21 protein-coding genes are annotated in these 21,267 nt (G+C 69.9%); 4 read left to right on the top strand and 17 right to left on the bottom strand.

Features of this window, described 5'->3' with window-relative positions; genetic code table 11:
• Window positions 1–174 precede the first annotated feature (174 nt).
• The 3 genes from AB0M73_RS15135 to AB0M73_RS15125 all read left to right on the top strand — a co-directional run bounded on the left by AB0M73_RS15135 (window position 175) and on the right by AB0M73_RS15125 (window position 4,381).
• Window positions 175–1,044 carry a helix-turn-helix transcriptional regulator gene (locus AB0M73_RS15135; protein ID WP_363891200.1) on the top strand — a complete coding sequence of 290 codons (870 nt, stop codon included), beginning with the start codon at window positions 175–177 and terminating at the stop codon, window positions 1,042–1,044.
• Between the two features lie 178 nt (window positions 1,045–1,222).
• Window positions 1,223–2,644, top strand: coding sequence for an AAA family ATPase (locus AB0M73_RS15130; protein ID WP_363891199.1), 1,422 nt, complete (start codon window positions 1,223–1,225; stop codon window positions 2,642–2,644).
• Between the two features lie 9 nt (window positions 2,645–2,653).
• Entirely contained in the window at window positions 2,654–4,381 is a 1,728-nt protein-coding gene (locus AB0M73_RS15125) for a beta-ketoacyl synthase N-terminal-like domain-containing protein (protein ID WP_363891198.1), read from the top strand.
• Between the two features lie 60 nt (window positions 4,382–4,441).
• On the opposite strand, the gene AB0M73_RS15120 is transcribed toward AB0M73_RS15125, so the two are convergent.
• The 9 genes from AB0M73_RS15120 to AB0M73_RS15080 form a co-directional block, all read right to left on the bottom strand.
• Window positions 4,442–5,677 (bottom strand): SpoIIE family protein phosphatase, encoded by a 1,236-nt coding sequence (locus tag AB0M73_RS15120; protein ID WP_363891197.1) that lies wholly within the window; start codon window positions 5,675–5,677, stop codon window positions 4,442–4,444.
• Window positions 5,643–6,128 carry an ATP-binding protein gene (locus tag AB0M73_RS15115; RefSeq protein ID WP_363891196.1) on the bottom strand — a complete coding sequence of 162 codons (486 nt, stop codon included), beginning with the start codon at window positions 6,126–6,128 and terminating at the stop codon, window positions 5,643–5,645. The genes AB0M73_RS15120 and AB0M73_RS15115 overlap by 35 nt, the downstream gene beginning before the upstream one ends.
• Complete coding sequence (locus AB0M73_RS15110) at window positions 6,128–6,448, bottom strand: STAS domain-containing protein (RefSeq protein ID WP_043718231.1); 321 nt, start codon at window positions 6,446–6,448, stop codon at window positions 6,128–6,130. Before AB0M73_RS15110 ends, AB0M73_RS15115 begins: the two co-directional genes overlap by 1 nt.
• A 6-nt stretch (window positions 6,449–6,454) precedes the next feature.
• Entirely contained in the window at window positions 6,455–8,557 is a 2,103-nt protein-coding gene (gene glgX, locus AB0M73_RS15105; protein WP_363891195.1) for a glycogen debranching protein GlgX, read from the bottom strand.
• A gap of 73 nt (window positions 8,558–8,630) precedes the next feature.
• Window positions 8,631–8,966, bottom strand: a complete 336-nt coding sequence (locus AB0M73_RS15100) for an STAS domain-containing protein (protein ID WP_363891194.1) — start codon at window positions 8,964–8,966, stop codon at window positions 8,631–8,633.
• A gap of 23 nt (window positions 8,967–8,989) precedes the next feature.
• Window positions 8,990–10,807, bottom strand: coding sequence for an AGE family epimerase/isomerase (locus tag AB0M73_RS15095; protein WP_363891193.1), 1,818 nt, complete (start codon window positions 10,805–10,807; stop codon window positions 8,990–8,992).
• Window positions 10,797–11,462, bottom strand: coding sequence for a DJ-1/PfpI family protein (locus AB0M73_RS15090; RefSeq protein ID WP_363891192.1), 666 nt, complete (start codon window positions 11,460–11,462; stop codon window positions 10,797–10,799). Before AB0M73_RS15090 ends, AB0M73_RS15095 begins: the two co-directional genes overlap by 11 nt.
• A gap of 11 nt (window positions 11,463–11,473) precedes the next feature.
• Window positions 11,474–13,078, bottom strand: coding sequence for a thiamine pyrophosphate-binding protein (locus tag AB0M73_RS15085; protein ID WP_363891191.1), 1,605 nt, complete (start codon window positions 13,076–13,078; stop codon window positions 11,474–11,476).
• 7 nt (window positions 13,079–13,085) lie between these two features.
• Complete coding sequence (locus AB0M73_RS15080; protein ID WP_363891190.1) at window positions 13,086–13,910, bottom strand: type 1 glutamine amidotransferase domain-containing protein; 825 nt, start codon at window positions 13,908–13,910, stop codon at window positions 13,086–13,088.
• A 200-nt stretch (window positions 13,911–14,110) separates the two neighbouring features.
• Between AB0M73_RS15080 and AB0M73_RS15075 the strand changes: the two genes are divergently transcribed.
• A complete protein-coding gene (locus AB0M73_RS15075) occupies window positions 14,111–15,736 on the top strand; it encodes an FAD-dependent oxidoreductase (RefSeq protein ID WP_363891189.1) in 1,626 nt (541 codons plus the stop codon).
• 50 nt (window positions 15,737–15,786) lie between these two features.
• Here AB0M73_RS15075 and AB0M73_RS15070 read toward each other — a convergent pair whose 3' ends face one another.
• The 8 genes from AB0M73_RS15070 to AB0M73_RS15035 all read right to left on the bottom strand — a co-directional run bounded on the left by AB0M73_RS15070 (window position 15,787) and on the right by AB0M73_RS15035 (window position 21,227).
• The gene (locus AB0M73_RS15070; RefSeq protein WP_363891188.1) at window positions 15,787–16,239 is read right to left on the bottom strand and encodes a hypothetical protein; all 453 of its coding nucleotides are present in this window, start codon (window positions 16,237–16,239) and stop codon (window positions 15,787–15,789) included.
• Between the two features lie 31 nt (window positions 16,240–16,270).
• A complete protein-coding gene (locus AB0M73_RS15065) occupies window positions 16,271–16,684 on the bottom strand; it encodes a VOC family protein (protein ID WP_043718243.1) in 414 nt (137 codons plus the stop codon).
• Window positions 16,677–18,263, bottom strand: a complete 1,587-nt coding sequence (locus tag AB0M73_RS15060; RefSeq protein ID WP_363891187.1) for a GMC oxidoreductase — start codon at window positions 18,261–18,263, stop codon at window positions 16,677–16,679. Before AB0M73_RS15060 ends, AB0M73_RS15065 begins: the two co-directional genes overlap by 8 nt.
• Window positions 18,264–18,279: 16 nt before the next feature.
• Entirely contained in the window at window positions 18,280–18,651 is a 372-nt protein-coding gene (locus tag AB0M73_RS15055) for a nuclear transport factor 2 family protein (RefSeq protein ID WP_363891186.1), read from the bottom strand.
• 71 nt (window positions 18,652–18,722) lie between these two features.
• A complete protein-coding gene (locus AB0M73_RS15050) occupies window positions 18,723–19,130 on the bottom strand; it encodes a nuclear transport factor 2 family protein (RefSeq protein WP_043718249.1) in 408 nt (135 codons plus the stop codon).
• A gap of 10 nt (window positions 19,131–19,140) precedes the next feature.
• Complete coding sequence (locus AB0M73_RS15045; protein ID WP_157494601.1) at window positions 19,141–19,590, bottom strand: nuclear transport factor 2 family protein; 450 nt, start codon at window positions 19,588–19,590, stop codon at window positions 19,141–19,143.
• A 230-nt stretch (window positions 19,591–19,820) separates the two neighbouring features.
• Window positions 19,821–20,519 carry an SDR family NAD(P)-dependent oxidoreductase gene (locus AB0M73_RS15040; RefSeq protein ID WP_363891185.1) on the bottom strand — a complete coding sequence of 233 codons (699 nt, stop codon included), beginning with the start codon at window positions 20,517–20,519 and terminating at the stop codon, window positions 19,821–19,823.
• Window positions 20,520–20,537: 18 nt separating this feature from the next.
• Window positions 20,538–21,227, bottom strand: coding sequence for an SDR family oxidoreductase (locus tag AB0M73_RS15035; protein ID WP_363891184.1), 690 nt, complete (start codon window positions 21,225–21,227; stop codon window positions 20,538–20,540).
• Window positions 21,228–21,267 lie beyond the last annotated feature (40 nt).

Raw genomic sequence — 21,267 nt, 5'->3', positions numbered from 1 at the left:
TAAGGTCTTGGGAACTACAAACCTTGGGAGAGGTGTGTCGGTTGTCGGGGAACGGTCACGCTGCCAAACAGCTGAACATCTCATGAGCGGGCAGCGGAGCTGCCCGAACGTCCAGCCGGTCGGGCTCACGGTGTGTGTTCTACGCTGAACGACGAGTAGCGAAAGGAGGATCGCGTGCCGGACGGCCGAGACAAAAGGAACGAGCTGGCCGCATTCCTGCGCACGCGAAGAGAGCGGATCCCACCGGAGTCGGTCGGGCTGCCCGCCGGCTCCAGAAGACGCACCAACGGCCTGCGCCGCGAAGAAGTGGCGGTGCTCGCCGGGGTCAGTCCCACTTGGTACACCTATTTGGAACAAGGGCGCAACATTCGGCCGTCCACGGAAGTGCTGGACAGCCTGGCCCGGGTGCTGGGCCTGTCCGAGGACGAGCGCCGCTACATGCACATGCTGGCCCACGGCCAGGCCCCGCCGGCCAATCGGAGCCAGGACCCGCAGCCGGGCCAGTTCATCTCCGAGGTGGTCACGGCGCTGAGTTCGGACGACTGCCCGATCTACCACGCCAACCAGAACGGCGACGTGCTGGCCTGGAACGCGGCCGCGGTCAGCTGGTACGGCGACTTCGCGGCGATGCCGCCGGAACGGCGCAACATCATGTGGTGGACGTTCACCGAACCGACGGCCCGGGACCGCCTGGTCGAGTGGGAGGACGAGGCGCGGGACTACGTCGCCCGGTTCCGCGGTGTCTGGGCCCAGCGTCCGCAGGACAAGACCCTGCACGCAATCATCGCTGATCTTCGTGAGGCGAGCCCGGATTTCAATCGCTGGTGGAACGGCCACGACGTGGTCGGGCAGCGGACAAGGACTCGTTTGCTGCGCCATCCGGTGCACGGCATCAGGGAGTGGCACCTGGTCGTTCTCTATATGGCCGACAACAGCTTCGACGCGATCATCGTCCACGTGCCGGCAAATGAAGTGCACGGCGCCCCTCCGCCCGCCAGCGGACCCAGCAGACCCCTTTGGTCTACAGGGGACATCGTTACGTAGCTGTTGACCCGGCGATTTGAACTAGTTGATACTCGAACCAACGTCAGCGGCGACAAGGATCTGTTACCGCATGCCCTCCGCGCATTAGCGAAGCCGTTTGCGGTCGCACCTCCGCTACGAGTCGACGGCGATCACGCCGGCTCCGCGGACGTTTCGTGGGGGAGGGAGACATGCACCCATGGTTCGGGGATTCATCGGCAGAGCCGACCAGCTGAGGACCATTCGCGCCGCGTTGACGGCGCCGGCCCCGGCCTCGCTGGTGATCACCGGGGAACACGGGGCCGGTCGCAGCAGCCTGCTCGCGGCGGCGCTGCGCGGTATGGACCTGAGCGACACACTGGTTCTCCGGGTGACACCGTGCGCGTCCCGGCAGCCGCTTTCCACGCTGCGGGCCGTGCTTGCCGGGGACGTGCGGACCGAAACGGACGCGGTGCGGGCCATCGCGGACCTGGCCGCCGGCCGCCGGCTGATCATCACCGTGGACGACGCCCATCTGATCGACCACGCCTCGATGTTCGTGCTGAGCGAGCTCAATCGGGACAGCAGAACCACCTTGGTGGTGACCGAGCCGCACGGCGTGAGCGGATCGCCGGCGGCCGTGGACTTCGTCCGCTACCGGCACGACACGACGACCGTGCGGCTGGGGGCACTGACTCCGCACGAGGTCGCCGCGCTCGTGGGCGAACTCGTCGGGGGTGAGGTCCGCGTCGGCACCGCCACCGCCGGCGCGCTGCACGCCGCGACTCGTGGCAACGCCGGACTGCTCAGCGAACTCGTGTCGCGCGGGCTGTTCGACGTTCTCGTACAGCACTCGGACGGCTGGCAGCTGGCCGAGTTCCCGACGCCGTCGGCGACCAGGGCCGACGACGAGCTCACCGAACGCCTGCTCCAGGCTCTGGAGGAAGCCTGGCGGGCCGTGGCGCTGAGTCGGGTCGACATGCTGTGCCGGCTGGCCACGTGGGTCGGGCTGCGCGACGAGGTCCTGTGCAAGTGGGCCATCGTGCTGCTGCTGCGCGGCCGTCCCGACGATAGCTGGCGCCTGCTGCAATCGGCCAGCGGCCCGGTGGACTGTCGGCGTCAGCTCGTCGAGGCGATGGTGCTGGCGTTCGGACTGGGTATGAGCCACGAGGCGGTGTTCGCGCTGCGTTGCCGCAGCCAGGACGAGCGGTCCCGCGCGCACCTGGCGTGGTTCCAGGCGCTGACCGGCGAGCGGGCCGAGGCGTCCGCCACGCTGGCGGCGCTGGCGCATTCGATCGACCCCGAGGTCCGGCTGTTCGCGCACGCCGCGCGGGCGACCAATGCCGTGGCCGTCGGCCGTTATGTGGACAGCGTCCCGCAACTGCGGCGCGCGCTGATCTGCGTGGATCTGCTCGAGAACGAGTTTCCCTGGCTGCCGGGCTATCTGACCGGCTGCCTGATCGACGCACTGCTGCTCGGTGGTCGCATCGGCGAGGCGACCACGTTGGCCCGCGAGTTCCACGCGGCCGCCCGCAACTCGGGCTGGGCAGTGGCCGTCGCGCTCGGCACCCTGGCCGGGCGGCACGGCGGGCACGCGCCCCCTGCGCGCGCCGCCACCGTGACACCGAGCACCCAGAACTGAGGGGGAGGAATGACTTCGACACACCGGCAGGACCGTGACCCGATCGCCGTGGTCGGGATGGCCTGCCGATTACCGGGAGCCTCCGGGATCGCCGACTTCTGGCAGGTTCTCGACAGCGGCCTGGACACCACTTCGGAGGTGCCGGCCACCCGGTTCGACATCGACGCCCTGCACGACCCGGTTCCCCGCACGGCCGGTCGCATCGTCACCAGGCGCGGCGGATTCCTGGACGGCATCGAGGATTTCGACGCGGACTTCTTCGGCATGGCCGAGCGGGACGCCATGCGGCTGGACCCCGGGCACCGGCTGCTGCTGGAGGTGGCCTGGGAGGCGGTGGAGGACGCCGGCCTGACCACGACGCAGCTGGCCGGCAGCCGAACCGGCGTCTACACCAGCGTTTTGTCCACCGAGTACTGGGACATGCTGGTCGGCGCGGGCATGATCGACCTGCGCGCGGCCACCGGCGCCGGCTCGTGGGGCCTGGCGGCGGGCTGGATCTCGCACGCGTTCGACCTGCGCGGGCCGGCCGTCGGCGTGGACGCCACGTGTGCGGCTTCGCTCATCGCCGTGCAGGAAGCCTGCCGCAGCCTGTGGTTCGACGAGTCGGACAAGGCGATCGTCGGCGGCGTGAACCTGTTGCTGTCGCCCAATCTCTACCTGGGCCTGTCTCAGGCGGGCGTGTTGTCGCCGGACGGCCGCTGCCGGTTCGGCGACGCGGACGCCAACGGCTACGTGCGCAGCGAAGGCGCGGCCGTGGTGGTGCTCAAGCGCATGTCCGACGCGCTGGCCGACGGGGACCGGATCCACGCCCTCGTGCGCGGAACTTCCGTGACGTCGAACGGGTCCAGCGGTGGGCCGATGGTCGCGCCGTCCGTGGAGGGGCAGCGGGCCATGCTTCTGGCCGCGCACCGGGACGCCGGCGTCGATGCTGCCGAAATCGACTACGTGGAGGCGCACGGTCCCGGCACGCCGGCCGGTGACGCGGCCGAACTGACCGCGCTGGCCGAAGTTCTGGGTCAGCGGCGCGGTGGGGATCCGTGTCTGGTCGGGTCGGCCAAGACCAACATCGGCCACACGGAGGTGGCCGCCGGTCTGGTCGGGCTGATCAAGACGGCGTTGGCGTTGAAGCACCGCCGCATCCCGCCGACGCTGCACGTGACCCGCCCCAATCCCGTGCTGGCCGACTTCACCGACGTCCTCGGCCTCGCCACCGCGGCGACGCCGTGGGCCGACCGCGGGCGGCCGCGCATGGCGGGGGTCAGCAGCTTCGGGCTCAGCGGCGTGAACGCGCACGTCGTGCTCGAAGAGGCGCCGGCCGTGCCGACCGCGCAGCGGCGCGACCGTGCGGTGCCAGGCTTCTTGTTGCCCATCTCGGCGCGTTGTCCGGACGCACTGCGTGAGCTCAGCCTGGCGTACGCCGACGTTGTGGAGCGGGTCGTCGATCCCGTTGAGCTGTACGACGTGTGTTTCTCGGCCAGCAGCCGGCGCAGCCACCACGGCGTGCGCGCGGTGGTGGCGGGTTCGTCCGCGGCGGAGCTCGCGGCCAACCTGCGGTCCGTGACGGCGGGCGAGGCCCTCGGCGGCTGTCACCCGCTGCTCAGCCCGACCCGCGACGCGTTCCTGCGCGGCGAGGACGCCGGCTGGGAGGCGCTGTACGCCGGCGGCCAGTTCCATGAGCTGCCGAGCTATCCGTGGCAGCGCCGTCGGCACTGGCTGGACTCGGTGCCGGCCGCGTAGACGCGAACGACGAAGGGGCCGCTCCCGGTGGGAGCGGCCCCTTTCTCGTGTTCGCGAGAGTCAGTCGGACCGGCGGACGGCGAGCATGGTGATGTCGTCGAACTGATCGGCCTGGCCGACGTGCAGGCCCAGCTGCGTCTCCATGATGTTGAGCAGCTGTTCCGGTGTCTCGCACGGCGTTCGCACGGCGTCGAGCATGCGCTCGTAGCCGAACAGGCCGCCGTCGGCGTTGCGGGCGTCGACCACACCGTCGGTGTAGACAAAGAGGGAGTCGCCCGGGCCGAGAGTCGTGTGCCCCAGTGTGTACGTGCTGTCGGCCAGTATGCCGACGGCCGGCCCGGTCGGCCGCAGCGTGGTGATCTCGCCGTCGGCGCGGACCAGCACCGGCGGGTTGTGTCCACCGTTGATGTACAGCAGAGCCCCGGAGATCGGGTCCAGCACGCCGAAGAACAGCGTGGCGAAGTAGCCCTGCCTGAGGTGGTTGCGGGCCATGTAGCGATTGGTGCCGACCACCGACTGCACCAGCGGCCCGGCGCCGACGGACACCAGCGCCGGCAGGGCGCCGCCGGCCTCGACCTCGCTGTCCACCAACACATCGTGCACGACGTCGTCCTGCCACCAGCTGCCCGTGTGCTCGGCGGTGTGCCGGAGCAGCGTGCGGATCAGCGCCATGAACAGCGCCGCCCCCACGCCCTTGTCGCACACGTCGGCCACGAGAAAGCCCAGCCGTCGGCCGTTGACCAGCTCGAACCCGTCGTAGAAGTCGCCGGCGACCTCCTTGGCCGGCCGGAAGCGGACCGCGAAGTCCCAGCCGTGCGCGGACGGCAGCTGCTCGGGCAGGAAGCCGGCCTGGATCTCCCGAGCGATACTCATATCCCGCTCGTACTCGCGGAGATTGGCCACTGCCGCCATGTCCTCGACGGCAATCGCCAGTTGTGAGCGCTCCCAACAGGTTGACAGCCGACTGCGCAGCAACGTCGGCAAGAACGGCGGCATCACCCAGTCGAAGCCGGCCCCGACGCACTCCTCCAGCGCGGTGAAGTCGTCCTGGGGGAACACCACGATCGTCGGGGACAGCCCGTCGGCGGCGAACCGCTGCCCGAGCGTGGCCAGCTTGTGCAGCCCCAGCGAGGCCGAGACCAGCACGATGTCCGGCGGCTCCGTCGAGGCCGCCACCGTGTGCTCCTGACCCGCAACCGCGTGGCGCACCTCGAAATCGGCCGCTCTCAGGGCCTGGTCCAGGTCACGCGTCGTCGCGTGCTCATCCGCCACCACCAGCGCGATCGTCGCCGCCATGCGTTCCTCCGTCCGTGTCCTGGACCTCCCCCGCGTGCCGCTCCATCACCAAGGTGTTGACGTTGCGGCCGTCCACATAGGTGTGATCGAGTCGGTCCAGACCGTTCAGGGCGAGGTACAGCCCGAGGCCGCCCTCGCCGTCGTGCGCCACGCCGTCGGCCAGGCGTGGCCCCGGGTCGTGGGAATGGGGGTCGAACGGCGGCGCCTCGTCGGTGATGCGCACCCAGACCCGGTCGGACTCGACCGCGCCCTCGATCTCGACCAGTCCACCCTGGCCCCGGTAACCGTGTTGGCCAATGTTGGTGGTGATCTCGTCGACGGCCAGCCGCAGCCAGTACGAGCGGCGGGCGTCGAGACCCCCGGTTCCGGCGAGGGCGGCGACGAGGTCGGCCAGCCGCCGCCCCGCGCCCGCCTCGCCACCGCGCAGCGTCAGCCGGTGGTGGCCCGCCATCACCGCTCCGTGGCGCCCTGCATGACCAGGCTGCGGTCGAAGCCGGTCAGCCTGATCGTCTCGGCCACCTCCGGTGTGGCCCCGACCAGCACGATGTCCACGCCACGGCCCAGCTTCTGGTGCGCGAACACCAGGCAGCGCAGGCCGGCCGACGACATGTAGGTCAGGTCCTCGGCCAGCAGCACCAGCCGCCGCACCGTGCTCTCGGTGGCCTCGACGATGATCTCGTTGAGCGACGGGGCCGACCGCGAGTCCAGCTCGCCGGTGAGCCGGATCGTGACCACGCCGTCGTCGGTGTGCACCTTCGTGGTGAAGCTCATAACCGCTCACTCCTCTGTGTTTCTGGCCACCAGCACGACCGTCGAGCGGGGCTCGACCCGGACGTGGTCGTCCGCCAGCGGCGGTTCCTCGCCCGGCTGGTGTACGTCCTGCCCACACGCGCGGGCGGTGTCGGCGAACAGGTGCCACCGCATGCCGTCGGGCAGCGCCGGCAGCTCCAACTCCCGGCTGTCCCAGTGCGCGTTGGCCGCGAGGTACACGCAGTCGTGCCCGATTTCGTTGTGGCAGTAGAGCAAGGCCGCCAACAGGCGCTGGCCCGGCGACCAGTCCGGCGTCCAGGCCCGCTCCCCGTGCCAACTGATCTCGGGGAACAGGCCGTCGCCCTGGTGGCCGCGCAGGTGCCACGGCCGGCGCAGCGCCGGGTGAGCGCGACGGAAGGCGATGGCCGCCTTGGTGAAGCGCAGCAACCCGGCGTTGGTCTCGGCCAGGCTCCAGTCCACCCAGGACAGTTCGTTGTCCTGGCAGTAGGCGTTGTTGTTGCCGTGCTGGGTGCGGCCGAACTCGTCGCCGGCCACCAGCATCGGGATTCCGTGACTGGTCAGCAGGAGCAGCAACAGGTTGCGGATCTGCCGGTCCCGCAGGGCGAGTACCCGTTTGTCCTCGGTGTCACCCTCGGCCCCGCAGTTCCAGGAGTTGTTGTCGTTGTCGCCGTCGCGGCCGCCCTCGCCGTTTGCATCGTTGTGTTTTTCGTTGTACGAAACGAGATCGCGCAGGGTGAAGCCGTCGTGCGCGGTGATGAAGTTGACCGACGCCGTGGGCGCGCGGTCGCGATAGAGGTCGGGCGAGCCGAGCAGCCGGGTGGCCAGCTCGCCGGCCAGCCCGGCGTCGCCCTTGACGAACCTGCGCACGGTGTCCCGGAACTTGCCGTTCCACTCCGAGAACCGGTGGTAGTTCGGGAAGGTCCCGACCTGGTAGAGCCCGCCGGCGTCCCAGGCCTCGGCGATCAGCTTGCAGTCACGCAGGACCGGGTCGGCGGCCAGGCTCTCCAGCAGCGGCGGATTGGGGATGGGCGCACCGTTGGGCGCTCGCACCAGGATCGCCGCGAGGTCGAAGCGGAAACCGTCCACATGGAACTGCGAGGCCCAGTGCCGCAGGCAGTCCAGCACAAAGCCGCGCACGATGGGGTGGTTGCAGTTCAGGGTGTTGCCGGTGCCGCTGAAGTTGTAGTAGTAACCGTCCGGCGTGAGCATGTAGTAGACGCTGTTGTCCAGCCCGCGGAAGGACAGCGTGGGTCCGAGCTCGTTGCCCTCCGCGGTGTGGTTGAACACCACGTCCAGGATGACCTCGATGCCGGCCCGGTGCAGTTGCTTGACCATGTTCTTGAACTCGTCGGCCTGCATGCCCAGCCGCCCGGTGGCGGCCAGGCCGGCCTTGGGCGCGAAGAAGCCGATCGTGCTGTAGCCCCAGTAGTTGTGCAGCGGCGCCCCGGACCTCGGATCGCGGCGCTCGTTGTCCAGCTCGTCGAACTCGAAGACCGGCATCAGCTCGACCGCGTTGACCCCCAACGACTTCAGGTACGGGATCTTCTCCACCAGGCCGGCGAAGGTGCCGGGCTGGTCCACACCGGACGAGCTGTGCCGGGTGAAGCCCCGCACGTGGGCCTCGTAGATCACGAGGTCCTCGCTGGGGATCCGCAGTTGGCGGTCCTCTTCCCAGTCGAAGTCGTCCAGCGCCACACCGGAACGCAGCGGCCGTCGTTGCCCGCCCCAGGAATCCCTGCCGTGCACCAGCGTCGCATACGGGTCCAGCAGCACCTGGCCGCGGTCGAAGCGATGCCCCCGCTCCGGCTCGAACGGGCCGTCGGCGCGGTAGCCGTACTCGACGGTCTCGGCGTCGATGCCGAACACCGTCATCGAGTACACCGCGCCGACCACGAACTCCGGCGGGAAGTCCAGCTCCGCCCAGGGTTCTACCTCGTCCCGCCGGTACAGCACCAGCGTCATGCCGGTGGCGCCCGCGGAGTACACGGAGAAGTTCACGCCGCCGGGCACGCGGGACGCGCCGAACGGCAGGGGCCGTCCGGCGCGCACCCCGAAGCCGGCGATGCGATGGGTCGGGAACGCGTCCAGGCGCTCCGGGGACCGGCTCACTGCGGCACCTCGCTAGCGCTCGGTGTCCGCGTTCGCGGACGCGCTGCGCTGAATGGTTCGCTCGCAAGCTCGCTCACGCCGCCAGGACCTCCACACCTTCGTCGACGGAACCGGCCACGGAGAAGAAGGCCAGGAACCCGGTCGCGGCCATCACGGCCCGCACCTCCTCGGACAGGCCGGACACCATCACCCTCGTGCCCATCTGCTGGCACAGCCGGTACACCAGCAACAGCACCCGCAGGCCGGCGCTGGACATGTACGTGGTGCGGCTCAGGTCGAGCAGCACCATGCCGTGCACCGGCACCAGCTCGTCGAGGCCCTGCTGGACCTTCGGCGCGGTCGTGCTGTCCAGCTCCCCGTTCAGCGCGATCACGGTGACCGGGCCACGCATCTGCTTCTCCAGTTCCATGTCCACCACTCCAGCCGCAGCCGCTATTGGTTCTCCAATGGAGATAAATGAGCCCTCACAACAACTTCCTCGGTGCTGTCGGGCAGCGACACGGTCATCGCCACCGGGTCGAAGTCGCCGTACGGGCGGCCGTCCACCTCGACCCACTCCAGCCGCACCCGGCCCGGCGGCAGGGCGTCCGGGGCCACCCGCAGGACCCGGTCGGAGAAGCCGTCCGGCCGCGGCCGGAACCACAGCGTCAGCGGCTGGTCGTGCAGCAGCAGCCGGCCGTAGACCGTGGCCAGGAAGCACAGCTCCGAGGCGTGGTACATGCTCATCGAGTGGCTCCCCTTGAGCCGCTCGGTGCCCAGCAGGTACGGCGTCCCGTTGGCCAGCACGTTGAAGTACACGCCGCCCTCGTCGTGGTCGAGGAAGTAGTTGTTGTAGAAGGACGACGCTTCCCGGGCGTGGCGCAGGAACTCCTTGTCGCCGGTGTTGCCGGCCAGGACGAGGTAGGCCAGGATCGCCTGCTCCTGCTGCCACCAGGCCTTGCGGTCGTGCCAGGTGAAGCGTGGGATCCCCTCGCCCTCAAGGATGTTCCGCTCGACCACGTCGTACCAGCCGCCGCGGCGGGTGTCGCTGCCGACGGCCGGCATGCTCCGGCCGATCTGCTCGGCCAGCCGGCGGTAGGACTCCTTGGGGCGGATGGCGTTCATCCGCATCAGGTTCCAGGCGATCTTGAGGTTGTGCCCGACCACGGCGCGGTTCTGCTGCCAGCCCCACTCCCGGTCCGGCGACCAGTCGGCGTGGAACCGCTCCTGCACGAAGGGGCTGTCCGGATCGGGGAAGTGCTCGGTGATCAGGTCGAAGGTCTCTTCGAGCATGTCGGCGTGCCGCTTGTCCCCGGTGGCCAGGAACAGGTTGATCAGGTACGCCGGGGCGTGGTCGCCGACCGAGTTCCAGTTCTTGCGGGACCTGTTGTGACGCAGCGACTGGTGGTGCGGGCTGAGCAGGATCGGGTCCACGTGGGAGAAGTAGCCGCCGCGCTCGGGGTCGTGGAAGAACTTCTGGAACAGCCGCAGCGTGCCGTCGATGTCCTCGGCGATGCGCGGGTCGCCGGTGACCCGGTAGGTCTGGGTCGGGCCGACCAGCGCATAGATCTGCTCGTACGCCGGCAGGGCGTCGTAGTCGTCGCCGAACTCGGACGTGAACAGCTTCGTCTCCACGCCGTCGCGCACGTCGATGCCGTGGTACCAGTAGACGACATCCTCGTCCCGGTCCACGAACCTCATGTGCGCCCGCAGGTACTCGGTGCCCTTCTCGGCCACACCGAGGAAGTCCTCGTTGCCCGTGAGCATGTAGGCCGACGCCATGCCGTAGATCAGCCGCGAGATGGTGTCGGTCTCCTGCACGTGGTGGTCGCTCTTGTCACCGCCCAGCCGCAGCATGGTGCGGTAGTCGGCGTAGTCGACGGGGTCCTTCTTGCCGAACTGGGCGCGCCGGTAGAACTGGGCCAGCTCCTCCAACTGCTCGGCCCACCAGCCCTGCTCCTCGAAGTTGTACTCGCCGGGGCGGCGGCCGAGGAACGTGATGTGCTTGGCCTCGAACCGCCCGCCCGGGTAGAACACGCCGTACAGGTGCACATGCCGGCCCGGCACCAGGAGATCCGGCACGTGGGCCGTGGCGTCGATCGCGGGGCCGCCCAGGTTGCGCAGGAACTCGGCGTTGGTCAGGGAGCCGACGTCCGCCCGCAGTTCCCGCCCGTCGCTGGTCCTGAAGTCCAGCAGCTGCCGGTCCTGGTGGTAGGCCGTGACGTAGCCGGCGACCGTGTCGGAGAAGGTGAAATCCAGCTCAGCGGACATGGCGAACTCCTTGCCGGGCCGGGAAGGACGGGCGGTCCCACGTCCGGCGGTGGTCGGTCCGCGCCACCACGAGGTCGATGAGCGTGCGGGCGAACAGGTGGCAGTGGCCGGCGCTGCGGCCGGTGATCAGGTCGTCGTCCACGACGACGTCCTGGTCGGTGTAGCGGGCGCCCATGTTGCGGACGTCGCCGATCAGGTTGTTGTGGCAGGTGACCCGGCGGTCCCTGACCACCTCCGGGATCGGCGACACCAGCCACATGCCGTGGCAGATCACGCCCTTGAGGATGCTCGGGACCGCGAAGGCCCGGCGCAGCAGCTGCACCGCGGGGGCCAGCTCCTTGACGTCCTCGGTGTAGCGCAACCGGTCGGACACCATGCCGCCCGGCACGATCAGGGCGTCGTAGCCGGCCAGCCGGTCGTCGTCGACGGCTTCAAGATCGCCGTTGACGGCCATCGGCACCTGGTACTCGTGGCCGTAGAAGGTGATCGACTCCTGCCCCCACAGCCGGGTCAGCAGGTCGACCCGTGCGCCCTCCTCCGCGAACCGCCGTTCGTAGTACGCGATTTCCGGCTCCACGTAGTCGCTCTCCATCAGGATGGCGACATTCCGGCCGACCAGCCGCCCGGTGTCGGCGACGGGTACCGAGATCGTCACTTGTCCGCCTCCTATCCCGTCACGAGGTCGATGAGGAACGGGCCGTCGTGGGCGAGCATCCGCTCGACCGCGGCCGGCGCCTGCTCCGGCTTGTCCACCCGCATCGCCGGCACACCCAGGCTCTCCGCCAGTCCGACGAAGCCGATCTCGGGGTGGCCGAGGTCGAAGCCGCGGGGGTGCACGTGCTGGCCGATGTCCCGCTCCGCGAAGTAGCGGTCGATGTTGTCGTCCAGCAGCTGGTACCGGTGGTTGTCACAGATCACGAACTTGGCCGCCACGTTGTGCCGTGCGGCGGTCCACAGGGCCTGGATCGTGTACATGCTGCCGCCGTCGCCGGTGAAGCCGATCACCGGCGCGTCCGGGCGGGCCAGCTTCGCCCCGATGGCGCCGGGAATGCCGATGCCCAGGGAGCCGCCGCGGGTGGCGAAGTAGGTGCCGGGGAGGCGCCTCGGCAGGTGCGCGGTCAGGTGGGGGGACGCCGTCAGGGCCTCGTCGAAGACGATCAGGTCATCGCCGGTGTGCGCGGCGATCTCCGCCGCGAACACCGCCATCAGCGGGCTGTCCGCCGACACCTCGGGCAGCGGCAACAGCTCGAACTCGCCACGCGCCCGGCCCTTGTTGCGCAGGCCGGTGGCCAGGTACGACAGCGTCGGCTTGGGGTCGGCCACCAGCGCGATGTCCACCGGGTGGTTCTTGGCGATCTCGTAGTCGTCCAGATCGATGTGCACGATCTTGGCGTGCTCCGGGAACGGGTTGTCCAGTGCCGGGAAGACCTCCGGGAACACGTACGTGCCGACGATCAGCACCGCGTCCACATCGGACAGTCGACGCGCGCTGTCGCCGCCGAACATGTGACCGGTGTTGCCGCGGTACAGCGGGTGCCGGGGATCCATGTTCAGCTCGGAGTTGTCCACGCCGTAGACCGGGGCGTCCAACAGCTCCGCCACCGCCGTGAGCTCCTCCTGCGCGCCGGAGACCGACACCCCGTCGCCCATGAGCACGAGGGGATTGCGCGCGGCGGCAAGGAGTTCCACCGCCTCGGCGATGTCCCGCGCCTCCGGCGCGACCACCCGGTTGGGAATGACGGTCGGCACCGCCGCCTCGGCCGTGAGCTCGTCGAGGACATCCATCGGCAGCGCCACGAAAACCGGCCCGCGCGGCGGCGTCATCGCCATCTTCACGGCCCGGCGCAGCACCCGCAGCACCGACGAGGGGTCGATCACCCGCGTCGCGTACTTGGTCACCGGCCGGGCCATCGCGACCAGGTCGGCGGCCATCTGGGCGTCCATCGCGTCGTAGCGGACACCGGACTCGCCGGCCACCACGACGAGCGGCGAGTGCCCCCGCTTGGCCTGGTAGAGCATGCCGATCCCGTTGCCCAGCCCCACACCCGAGTGCAGCTGCACCAGGGCGGGGCGGGCGCCGGCGCGGGCGAAGCCGTCCGCGATGCCGATCGCGACGGTCTCCTGCAGCGCCAGCACGTAGTCGAAGTCCGGCACCGACTCCAGCGCGTCGAGAAAGCCCTGCTCGACCGTGCCGGGATTGCCGAACATGGTGCTGATGCCGTCCGCGAGGAACTGCTCGAAGACGGCGGCCTTGCCGGGCCGTGGAGTCATCGCCGCGTCACCAGCCGTACCGGCGAAGCCCCGACTCCAGCACCTCGACCAGCTTCTGGCCGGCCAGGAAGGAGTCCGGGGTCGATCGCGCCGTGATGAACGGGAAGTCCACCAGCACCGAGGTCTCGTGCCCGACGTTGCCGTGGTAGCGGCCGGTCGGGCCGGTGGCGTCGCGCAGGATGTACTCCAGCGGGTACGGCGGCGGGCCCATGTTGAACTCCACGCCGACGAAGCCGGTGCCGTCCTTGTAGTCGTACTCCTTGCAGTGCCCGGTGACGTGCTTGCCGTCGATGATGCTGGTCCGGTCCTCCCAGTCGCGGGCGAACGCCAGGCAGGCCACGCCGTAGCACTCGGCCACCACCGGCTTGTCGGCCCGCTTGAAGGCCAGCACCAGCTCGTGCACGCGGCCGTTGTTGGCCAGGTCGACGATGGGCCCGCTGCCGCCGACGATCACCATCGCGTCGAACGAGCGCAGCTCCTCGGCCACCTCGTCCAGCTCGCGGTAGTAGGCCTCGATCCGCCGCAGGAAGCCGGATTCGCTGTTGTACGGCCGGTCCGGCACCCACTCGGCGAGGCTGACCGGGTTGTCGAGCCGGCCCGAGCGGTCCAGCTCGGCGGCCGCCGCGGCCACCTCCGGCGTGGTCACCGAGCGGCCCAGCGGCGGGTCGATGTAACCGGGGTCGAGGCTGGGCGGCAGCGGCACCGGCCGTTTTCCGGTCGGTGTGGCGAACACCGTCTGGTAGCCCTGCTCGTCGCAGGCCGCCAGCGGGCCGACCAGTTCCTCGCCCCAGTATCCGTACTCGGACAGGATGAAGAGGATCTTCTTGGACATGGGTGCTCCCCGCTCGATCGTGGCATCAACTCCGAAGTCAACCCGCCGAGTGGTTGCCCCACAACGCATCCGGCACTACTCCAGCGACTTGACGCAGCCATCGGCGTGGCACCGTGGCGACTGCGTCAGGTCGGCGCGCATGAGCACCGCTCACAGCGCGACCATCGGTGCGGATGCCGCCTCGGCAACGGGAGTGAGCCATGCCTGAACGACACCGCCCCATGGTGCTCGCGGTGGACGACGACCCGCACGTGCTGCGGGCGATCCGGCGCGACCTGAGCCGGCACTACCAGGATCGGTACCGGGTGGTCGCCGTGGACTCGCCGCTGGCCGGCCTGCAACTGCTGGAGACCGTGCGGCAGCGCGGCGAGGAGCCGGCGCTGCTGATCGCCGACCAGCGCATGCCGGAGATGACCGGGGTCGACTTCCTGGCCCGGTCGCTGGAGATGTTCCCCCGGGCCCGGCGGGTGCTGCTGACGGCGTACGCGGACACCAACGCGGCCATCGACGCGATCAACCGGGTGCGACTGGACCACTACCTGGTCAAGCCGTGGGAGCCGCCGCAGGAGCGGCTGTATCCCGTGCTGGACGAACTGCTGGAGGACTGGCAGCGGTCGTATCTGCCGCCGTACGACGGGATTCGCGTGGTCGGGCACCGGTTCGCGCCGGCGACGCACCGAGTGCGGGACCTGTTGACCCGGCTGCACCAGCCGTTCCGGTTCGAGGACGCCGACGAGTCGTCGGTGCCGGGCCCGCTGCCGGCGGTGCTGCTGTCGGACGGCAAGGTGCTGTCCCGGCCGTCCAACGGTGATCTGGTGGATGCGTTGGGGCTGCGGGGAACCGAGCCCCGGCAGCACTACGACCTGGCCATCGTCGGCGGCGGGCCGGCCGGTCTGGCGGCTTCGGTCTACGGTGCGTCGGAGGGCCTGTCGACGCTGCTGGTCGAGTCGTACGTGCCCGGCGGGCAGGCGGGAACCTCCAGCCGGATCGAGAACTACCTGGGTTTCCCAGCCGGCGTCAGCGGCGCCGAGCTGATCCGCCGCGCGGTCGCACAGGCGCGGCGGTTCGGGGCCGAGGTGCTGGCCCCGGCCGACGCCACGTCCCTGCGAACCTCCGGGCGGGCGCGGGTGTTGACGTTGGCCGACGGGCGGGAGATCAGCGCCAGCACGGTGTTGCTGTCCCCCGGTCTGCGCTACAACCGGCTGGAGGCCGAGGGCGCGGAGCGGTTCGAGGGCGCCGGGATCTACTACGGGGCAACGACTTCCGAGACGGCGTCCTGCATCGGTCGGCACGTGTTCATCGTCGGTGGGGCCAACTCGGCCGGGCAGGCGGCCGTGCACTTCGCCAAGCACGCCGGCCAGGTGAGCCTGGTGATCCGGGGCGACCGGCTGGACAAGGGCATGTCCCAGTACCTGGTGGACGAGATCACCGCCACCGGCAACATCGACGTGCGGCTGAACACGGAGATCGCCGCCACCGACGGGAACGAGCAGCTTGAACGTGTCACCCTGCTCAACACCCTCGACGGTTCGACCTCGCACTCCGACGCGGAGTACGTGTTCACGTTCATCGGCGCACGGCCCAACACCGAATGGCTGGCCGGGCCGGTGGCCATGGACAGCCGGGGCTTCATCCTCACCGGGCCGGACATCCCCGGTGACACGGCGTGGGATCTGCCGCGGCAGCCGTTCCTGCTGGAGACGAGCGTGCCTGGGGTGTTCGCGGCCGGGGACGCCCGGGCCAATTCCATGAAGCGCATCGCCTCCAGCGCCGGCGAGGGGGCGATGGCGGTGGCGTTGGTGCATCGGTATCGGGCCGACAGCTGACACGCCAAATGCCCCGGGATCCTTCGGATCCCGGGGCATTTCGGTGGTGCTCAGGTCAGCGGCGGGGTGTCGCCGCGCGGCTCCAGGCCGTTGACCACGTAGTCACGCAGCCCGAGCCGGCCGTCGGCGCCGATGCCGACGATCCAGTCCTGGTCGGCCTCGTACTCCAGGATCGCGCTGTCCGGGTCGGGCGCGTTCCAGATCCGGGTGCGCCAGTTGACCAGGACGTGCACGCGGGCGACGTCGCCGACCAGTTCCACGTCGGCCAGGTCGACCCGGTGGGCCTCGTCGAAGAACTTGTGCGTCACCACGTCGTACCAGTCGTGCAGCCCCTGACGGCTGTCCACAGTGGTCTCCGGGAAGACGAAGCGGACCTCGTCATCGAGGTAGGCCTCGATCTCCTCCCACGGGCGGTGCCGGTCCAGCGCCCGGTACCAGTCGGCGACGAACGTCTGGATCTGCTGGGTGATCGTGTTGTTGGCGGTCTGATAGTCAAGCGACATCGTGGAAGCTCCAGTGTCGGATCGGCGGGACCTAGGCCTGGTCGCGGTAGCCCTGGCTGATCTCGACGACCACGCCGTCGGGATCGGACAGCCAGGCCGAGCGCCAGCCGGGGATGAAGTCGTGGAAGTCCAGCGGTCCCAGCTGCACCGGGATCTGGCCGTCGGCGGCGGCCAGGAACGCATCCAGGTCGTCGGTCTGGAAGGCCAGGTGCCGGGGCGCGCCGGGCTGCTGCGGGCCGTCGTCCTTGCTGGCGGGAGCCGGGTCGGCCGTGGAGCCGAACAGCTCCAGGTAGGCGTCGCCGTTGCGCAGGAACACGATCCGGTCCTCGCCCAGCTCCACCACCCGGGCCCGGCGGAACCCGAACCAGGTGCGGTAGAAGGACTCCGTGCTGTCGAGGTCGCGGCAGTTGAGGGCGACGTGCGACCAGCGCGGCGGCTCAGCCATGGTGCTCCTCCTTGATGAAGTCGGCCGCCCGTTCGGCGATGGCGACGACGGCCGTGTGGCAGTTGCCCGACGGCACCGCCGGCATCACGCTGGCGTCCACCACCCGCAGGCCGTCGATGCCGTGCACGCGCAGCCGTGGGTCCACAACGGACAGTTCGTCCACGCCCATCCGGCACGAGCCGGCCTGGTGGTGGTAGCTGTCCGCCCGGGCCCGCACGAAGGCCGTCAGCTCTTCGGCCGACCGGACATCGGGGCCGGGCAGCAGTTCGCCCTTGAGCTGCCCCGCGAAGGCCGAGGTGGCGAAGATCTCGCGGGACAGCTCGACCGCCTGCACCAGCCGACGCAGGTCGGCCGGATCGGCCAGGTAGTTGGGGTCCACCAACGGTTTCGCCAGCGGGTGCTCGCTGGCCAGGCGCACGCTGCCCCGTGAGTACGGCCGGACCACGCCGGGCAGGATGCTGACCGCGTTGGGGTGCTGCTGGCCGACGATGATGTCGAACGGCACGTGCACGAAGGCGATCTGGAGGTCCGGCGCGGGCAGGCCCGGCTCGGACGTGGTGAACAGCGCCGACTCGGACAGGTTCTGGTGCCCGGGCTCGACCGGCTCCCGCGTCTCCGCGATCAGGCCGGTCAGCACGTGATTGTGGAAGTTCTCGCCCACGCCGCGCAGCGGGGCCACCACGGGAATACCGAAGCCGCGCAGCTGTTCCGGCGAGCCGATGCCCGAGAGCAGCAACAGCTTCGGAGACTCGATCGCGCCCGCGGACACGATCACCTCGGCCGTGGCCCGCACCTCGAACGTGCCGGGGTGGCATTCCTGGGCCGGGATCGCGTGCCGGCCGTCGTCGGTCGTCGCCGCCGGCGCGTTCTGCCGGTATCGGACGCCGCTGCACCGCGTGCCCTCGAAGGTCAGGTTCAGGGCCTGCGCGTCGGTCCGTACCGTCAGGTTGGGACGGTCGGCCGCTGGCTCCAAATAGGACACCAGGGCACCGCACCGTTGACCGTCCTCCACGTCCAGGTGGTGCCAGCCGGCGCCGATCATGGTGGCGCCGTTGAAGTCCGGGACCTCGGGGTAGCCGAGTTCGACGCAGGCGTCGATGAACGTGCGGGACAACGGGTTCGGCTTGTGCTGCCCCGCGTTGGTCACGCGTTGCGGGCCCCCGTGCTGCGTGCCGTTGTGTGCGGGGCCGTCCTCCTGGTTGGCCAGTCGGGCGAAGTACGGCGCGAGGTCCTGGTAGGACCACCCCGCCGCCCCCTGGTACGCCCAGGCGTCGAAGTCGCTCGGGTGCCCCTGGACGTGCATCATGATGTAGAGATTGCTGCTGCCGCCCAGCCCCTTGCCCCGCGGCTCATAGGTGCTGCGCCCGTCGAGGCCGGGCTGCGGCACGCTCTGGTAGCCCCAGTCGATGCCGGATCCCAGCAGGGTGAACCACAGCGACGCGTCGTCCACCGCGGCCGGCACCCAGGATCCGCCCGCCTCCAGCAGCAGCACCCGCGCCGCCGGGTCCTCGGACAGCCGGTTGGCCAGCACGCTGCCGGCGGTGCCGCCGCCGACGACGACGTAGTCGAACTCCTCCATGATCCGGCCTCTCGCCTCAGGCTCCCGACAGCACCGCGAACGGGGCGGTGTCGTGGAAGTTGGCCATGTAGCGGATGCGGCCGTCCACGATCCGGAAGTAGTTGGCCACCTCGGCCGTGATCGTGTCGCCGCCGTGCGTGCGGGCGGTGATGTGGGAGACCACCGCGGCCTGCTCGCCGTCGACCACGACATGCTGCGGCACGTTGTGGAACTCCGCGTACATGTCGGGGAAGCCGGCCATCATCGAGCGCAGCGTCTCCCGGCCCTCGACCCGGCCGGCCAGCTGCTCCTGCATGACCTGGTCCTCGGCGAACAGGTCGGTCCACGCGTTCCACTCGCCGCGGTTGGCCAGCTCGTAGTAGCGGTTGACGACATCCCTGGTGTTCATCGTCCTACCTTTTCCTCGGGTGGCAACGAAGGCGGCGGGCGCCCGGCGTGAGCGCGGGCGCCCGCCGGGGGTCAGCCGACGAAACGGCTGAACTCACCCGTGCCGTCGCCGAACATGGCGCCCTTGCCCTCGACGATCTTGCCGTCGCGCCACCGCAGGTAGTGCACCTCGTCGATGCTCAGCGTGGTCGACGGGTCGTCCGCCCGGTGCGCGGTGTTGTGCGTGAGCACGACAGCCAGGTCCTCGCCGACGAGCAGGCCGGTGCGCTCCATGGCCAGCGAGCCGCCGGTCACCTCGCCCATCGTCTTCATGAAACCGAGGAAGCCGTCGATTCCCTTGTGCACGCCCGAAACGCGGCCGTCGCCGGCGGCGAGCCAGGTCATATCGGCGTCCCAGTACTGCCCGATGACCGCCGGGTCGCCGCTGCCGAGCGCCTCGTAGGCGGCCAGCACACGTTCCTGCGTCAGCTGCGTGGACATGGTCGTCCCCTCACTTGGCCCAGCGCTGCGGGATGGGCGCCAGCGCGATGGCCTGCCAGAAGAAGTTGTCCGCGGAGTACTGGTCGCTCAGGTAGACCTGGACCTCCTTGATGCGGCCGTTCTCGATCCGATAGTGGGTGCAGTTCATCGCGTCCAGCTTGGCCCCGGGCACCTCGCCCACGCCGCGGTGGGTCTCCACCACGGTGTCCTCGCCCCACGCGTCGATCTTGATCGGCAGCACCTGCACGCCGGTGGCGACCAGGCCGCCGAAGAAGGCGACGACCTCGTCCACGCCGTTCTTCGTGCCGCCGACCGGGCTGCGGCCGGGCAGCGTCCACACCACGTCCGGCGCGAACACCTCGCGGCGCACCGTCTCCAGGTCGCCCTCGTTGAAGCGGTCGTACATCTTCTGAACCAGCGCCACATTGCTCGTGCGCACGTCGACCACAGTTTCCGTCACGGCCGTTCATCTCCTCCGACTGAATGGGTGTCGCGGGCACCGGTTCCGTGTGCCGTCGCGACACCCAGTGAACCCGCCGGGCCGAGGTCACGGCAACGAGATTCCCTACGGCACAAGTACTTCCGGATGTCGACGGAGAAAAGCCCTGTCGGGCCATGACATTACGTTCTGTCCACAATAGACGACGCCGGCCGCAGGGGGGGTGGGGCCGGCGTCGTCGGGGCAGTGTCTCACCACGGGATGCGCTTGCGCTCCCGGAAGAAACCCCCGTTGGGGCCGTTGTCCGGCAGCGTGGCCAACCACAGCGCGGTGTCCGCGCCGTCAGCCACGCTCAGCGGCGCACCGCCGCCGCCCATCCGCGTCCGCACCCATCCCGGGCACATCGCGTTCACCTTGACACCACGGGGAATCGCCGCCGACACGGCCAGGGTCAGCGCGTTCAGCGCGGCCTTGGCGATGCCGTAGGCCGGCGGGTGCGGCACGCTCTCGGTCATCGCGCCGCCGCCGGCGGACACGTTGACCACCCGCCCGTAGCCGCGGTCGACCATGCCCGGCACGAAGGCCTGGCAGGTGCGGAACGCGCCCATCATGTTGATCTGCAACGACTCCGTGAACACCTCCTCGGTCACGTCGAAGAACGACGTGGTCGGGTAGATGCCCGCGTTGTTGACCAGCACGTCGATCTCGACGCCGTCGGCGGCCAGCCGCGCGGCGCAGTCCCGCACGCTGTCCCCGTCGGTGACGTCCATCTGCTCGGCCCGGGCGGGCCCGGGCACGTCCTTCAGCGCCGCCTGACCGCGCCGCTCGTCCCGCGCGGTCAGCACGATGTCGAGCCCGGCGGCCGCCAGCTGGCGGCACACCTCCAGGCCGATGCCCCGGTTCGCGCCGGTCACCAGGGCCGTGCGGCGGCCGTTCCCGTTGCGGCTCATGGGTGCTGTGTTCTCCCGTCAGTGCGTGAGCACGTCGTCCTTGGCCAGCGCGTCGAACAGTGGGCCCCAGCCGTCCGGCGCCGTGCCGCTGTCGTTGTACATCTCGAAGGTAAGCCCGACCGCCTGCGGCAGCTCGATGGCCTGCACGCAGGCCTCCGCCACATCGTCACGGGTGATCTGCCCGTCGCCCTGGTCACCCTGCTCCAAGCGGACAGCCGCCTTGCCCTTGCCGTGCCGCTGGATCAGCCAGCTCGGCCGGATGACGGTGTAGGGCAGGCCGCTGGCCCGCACCGCGTCCTCGCCGCGCAGCCGCCAGTCCAGCAGTCGGCCCCACTCGTTGAACTGGTGCTCCGGATGCGTCACGTAGATCGACGAGATCAACACGAACCGGTGCAGGTCGGGCGGGCACAGCTCCAGCACCCGGCGAACCCCCTGGTACATGGTGGTTTCCGGCCGGTTCGGGCCGCTGTTGTCGGTGCCGGGTTCGACGCTGTACACCACCGCGCGGGCGCCGGCCAACGCCTCCGCCAGGCCGCTGCCGTCCCGCACGTCCACGGTGAACGCCTTGGCGCCGGCGGCCACCAGCTCGCGGGCGTGCGAGGCCGAACGGCTGGCGACCCGGGCCTCCGCGCCCGCCGAGAGCAGGCGGCGGACGACCAGCTCACCGGTCCGGCCGGCGCCGCCGACCACTGTCACTGGGCTGAGCATGGCTTTCTCCCTTGTCCACGGTCCCTGTACAGCAGCATCA

Source organism: Kutzneria sp. NPDC051319 (assembly GCF_040682195.1).
GTDB lineage: Bacteria > Actinomycetota > Actinomycetes > Mycobacteriales > Pseudonocardiaceae > Kutzneria.
Note: the sequence above shows the minus strand (reverse complement) of the source record. Positions and strands in the feature narration are given on the sequence as shown.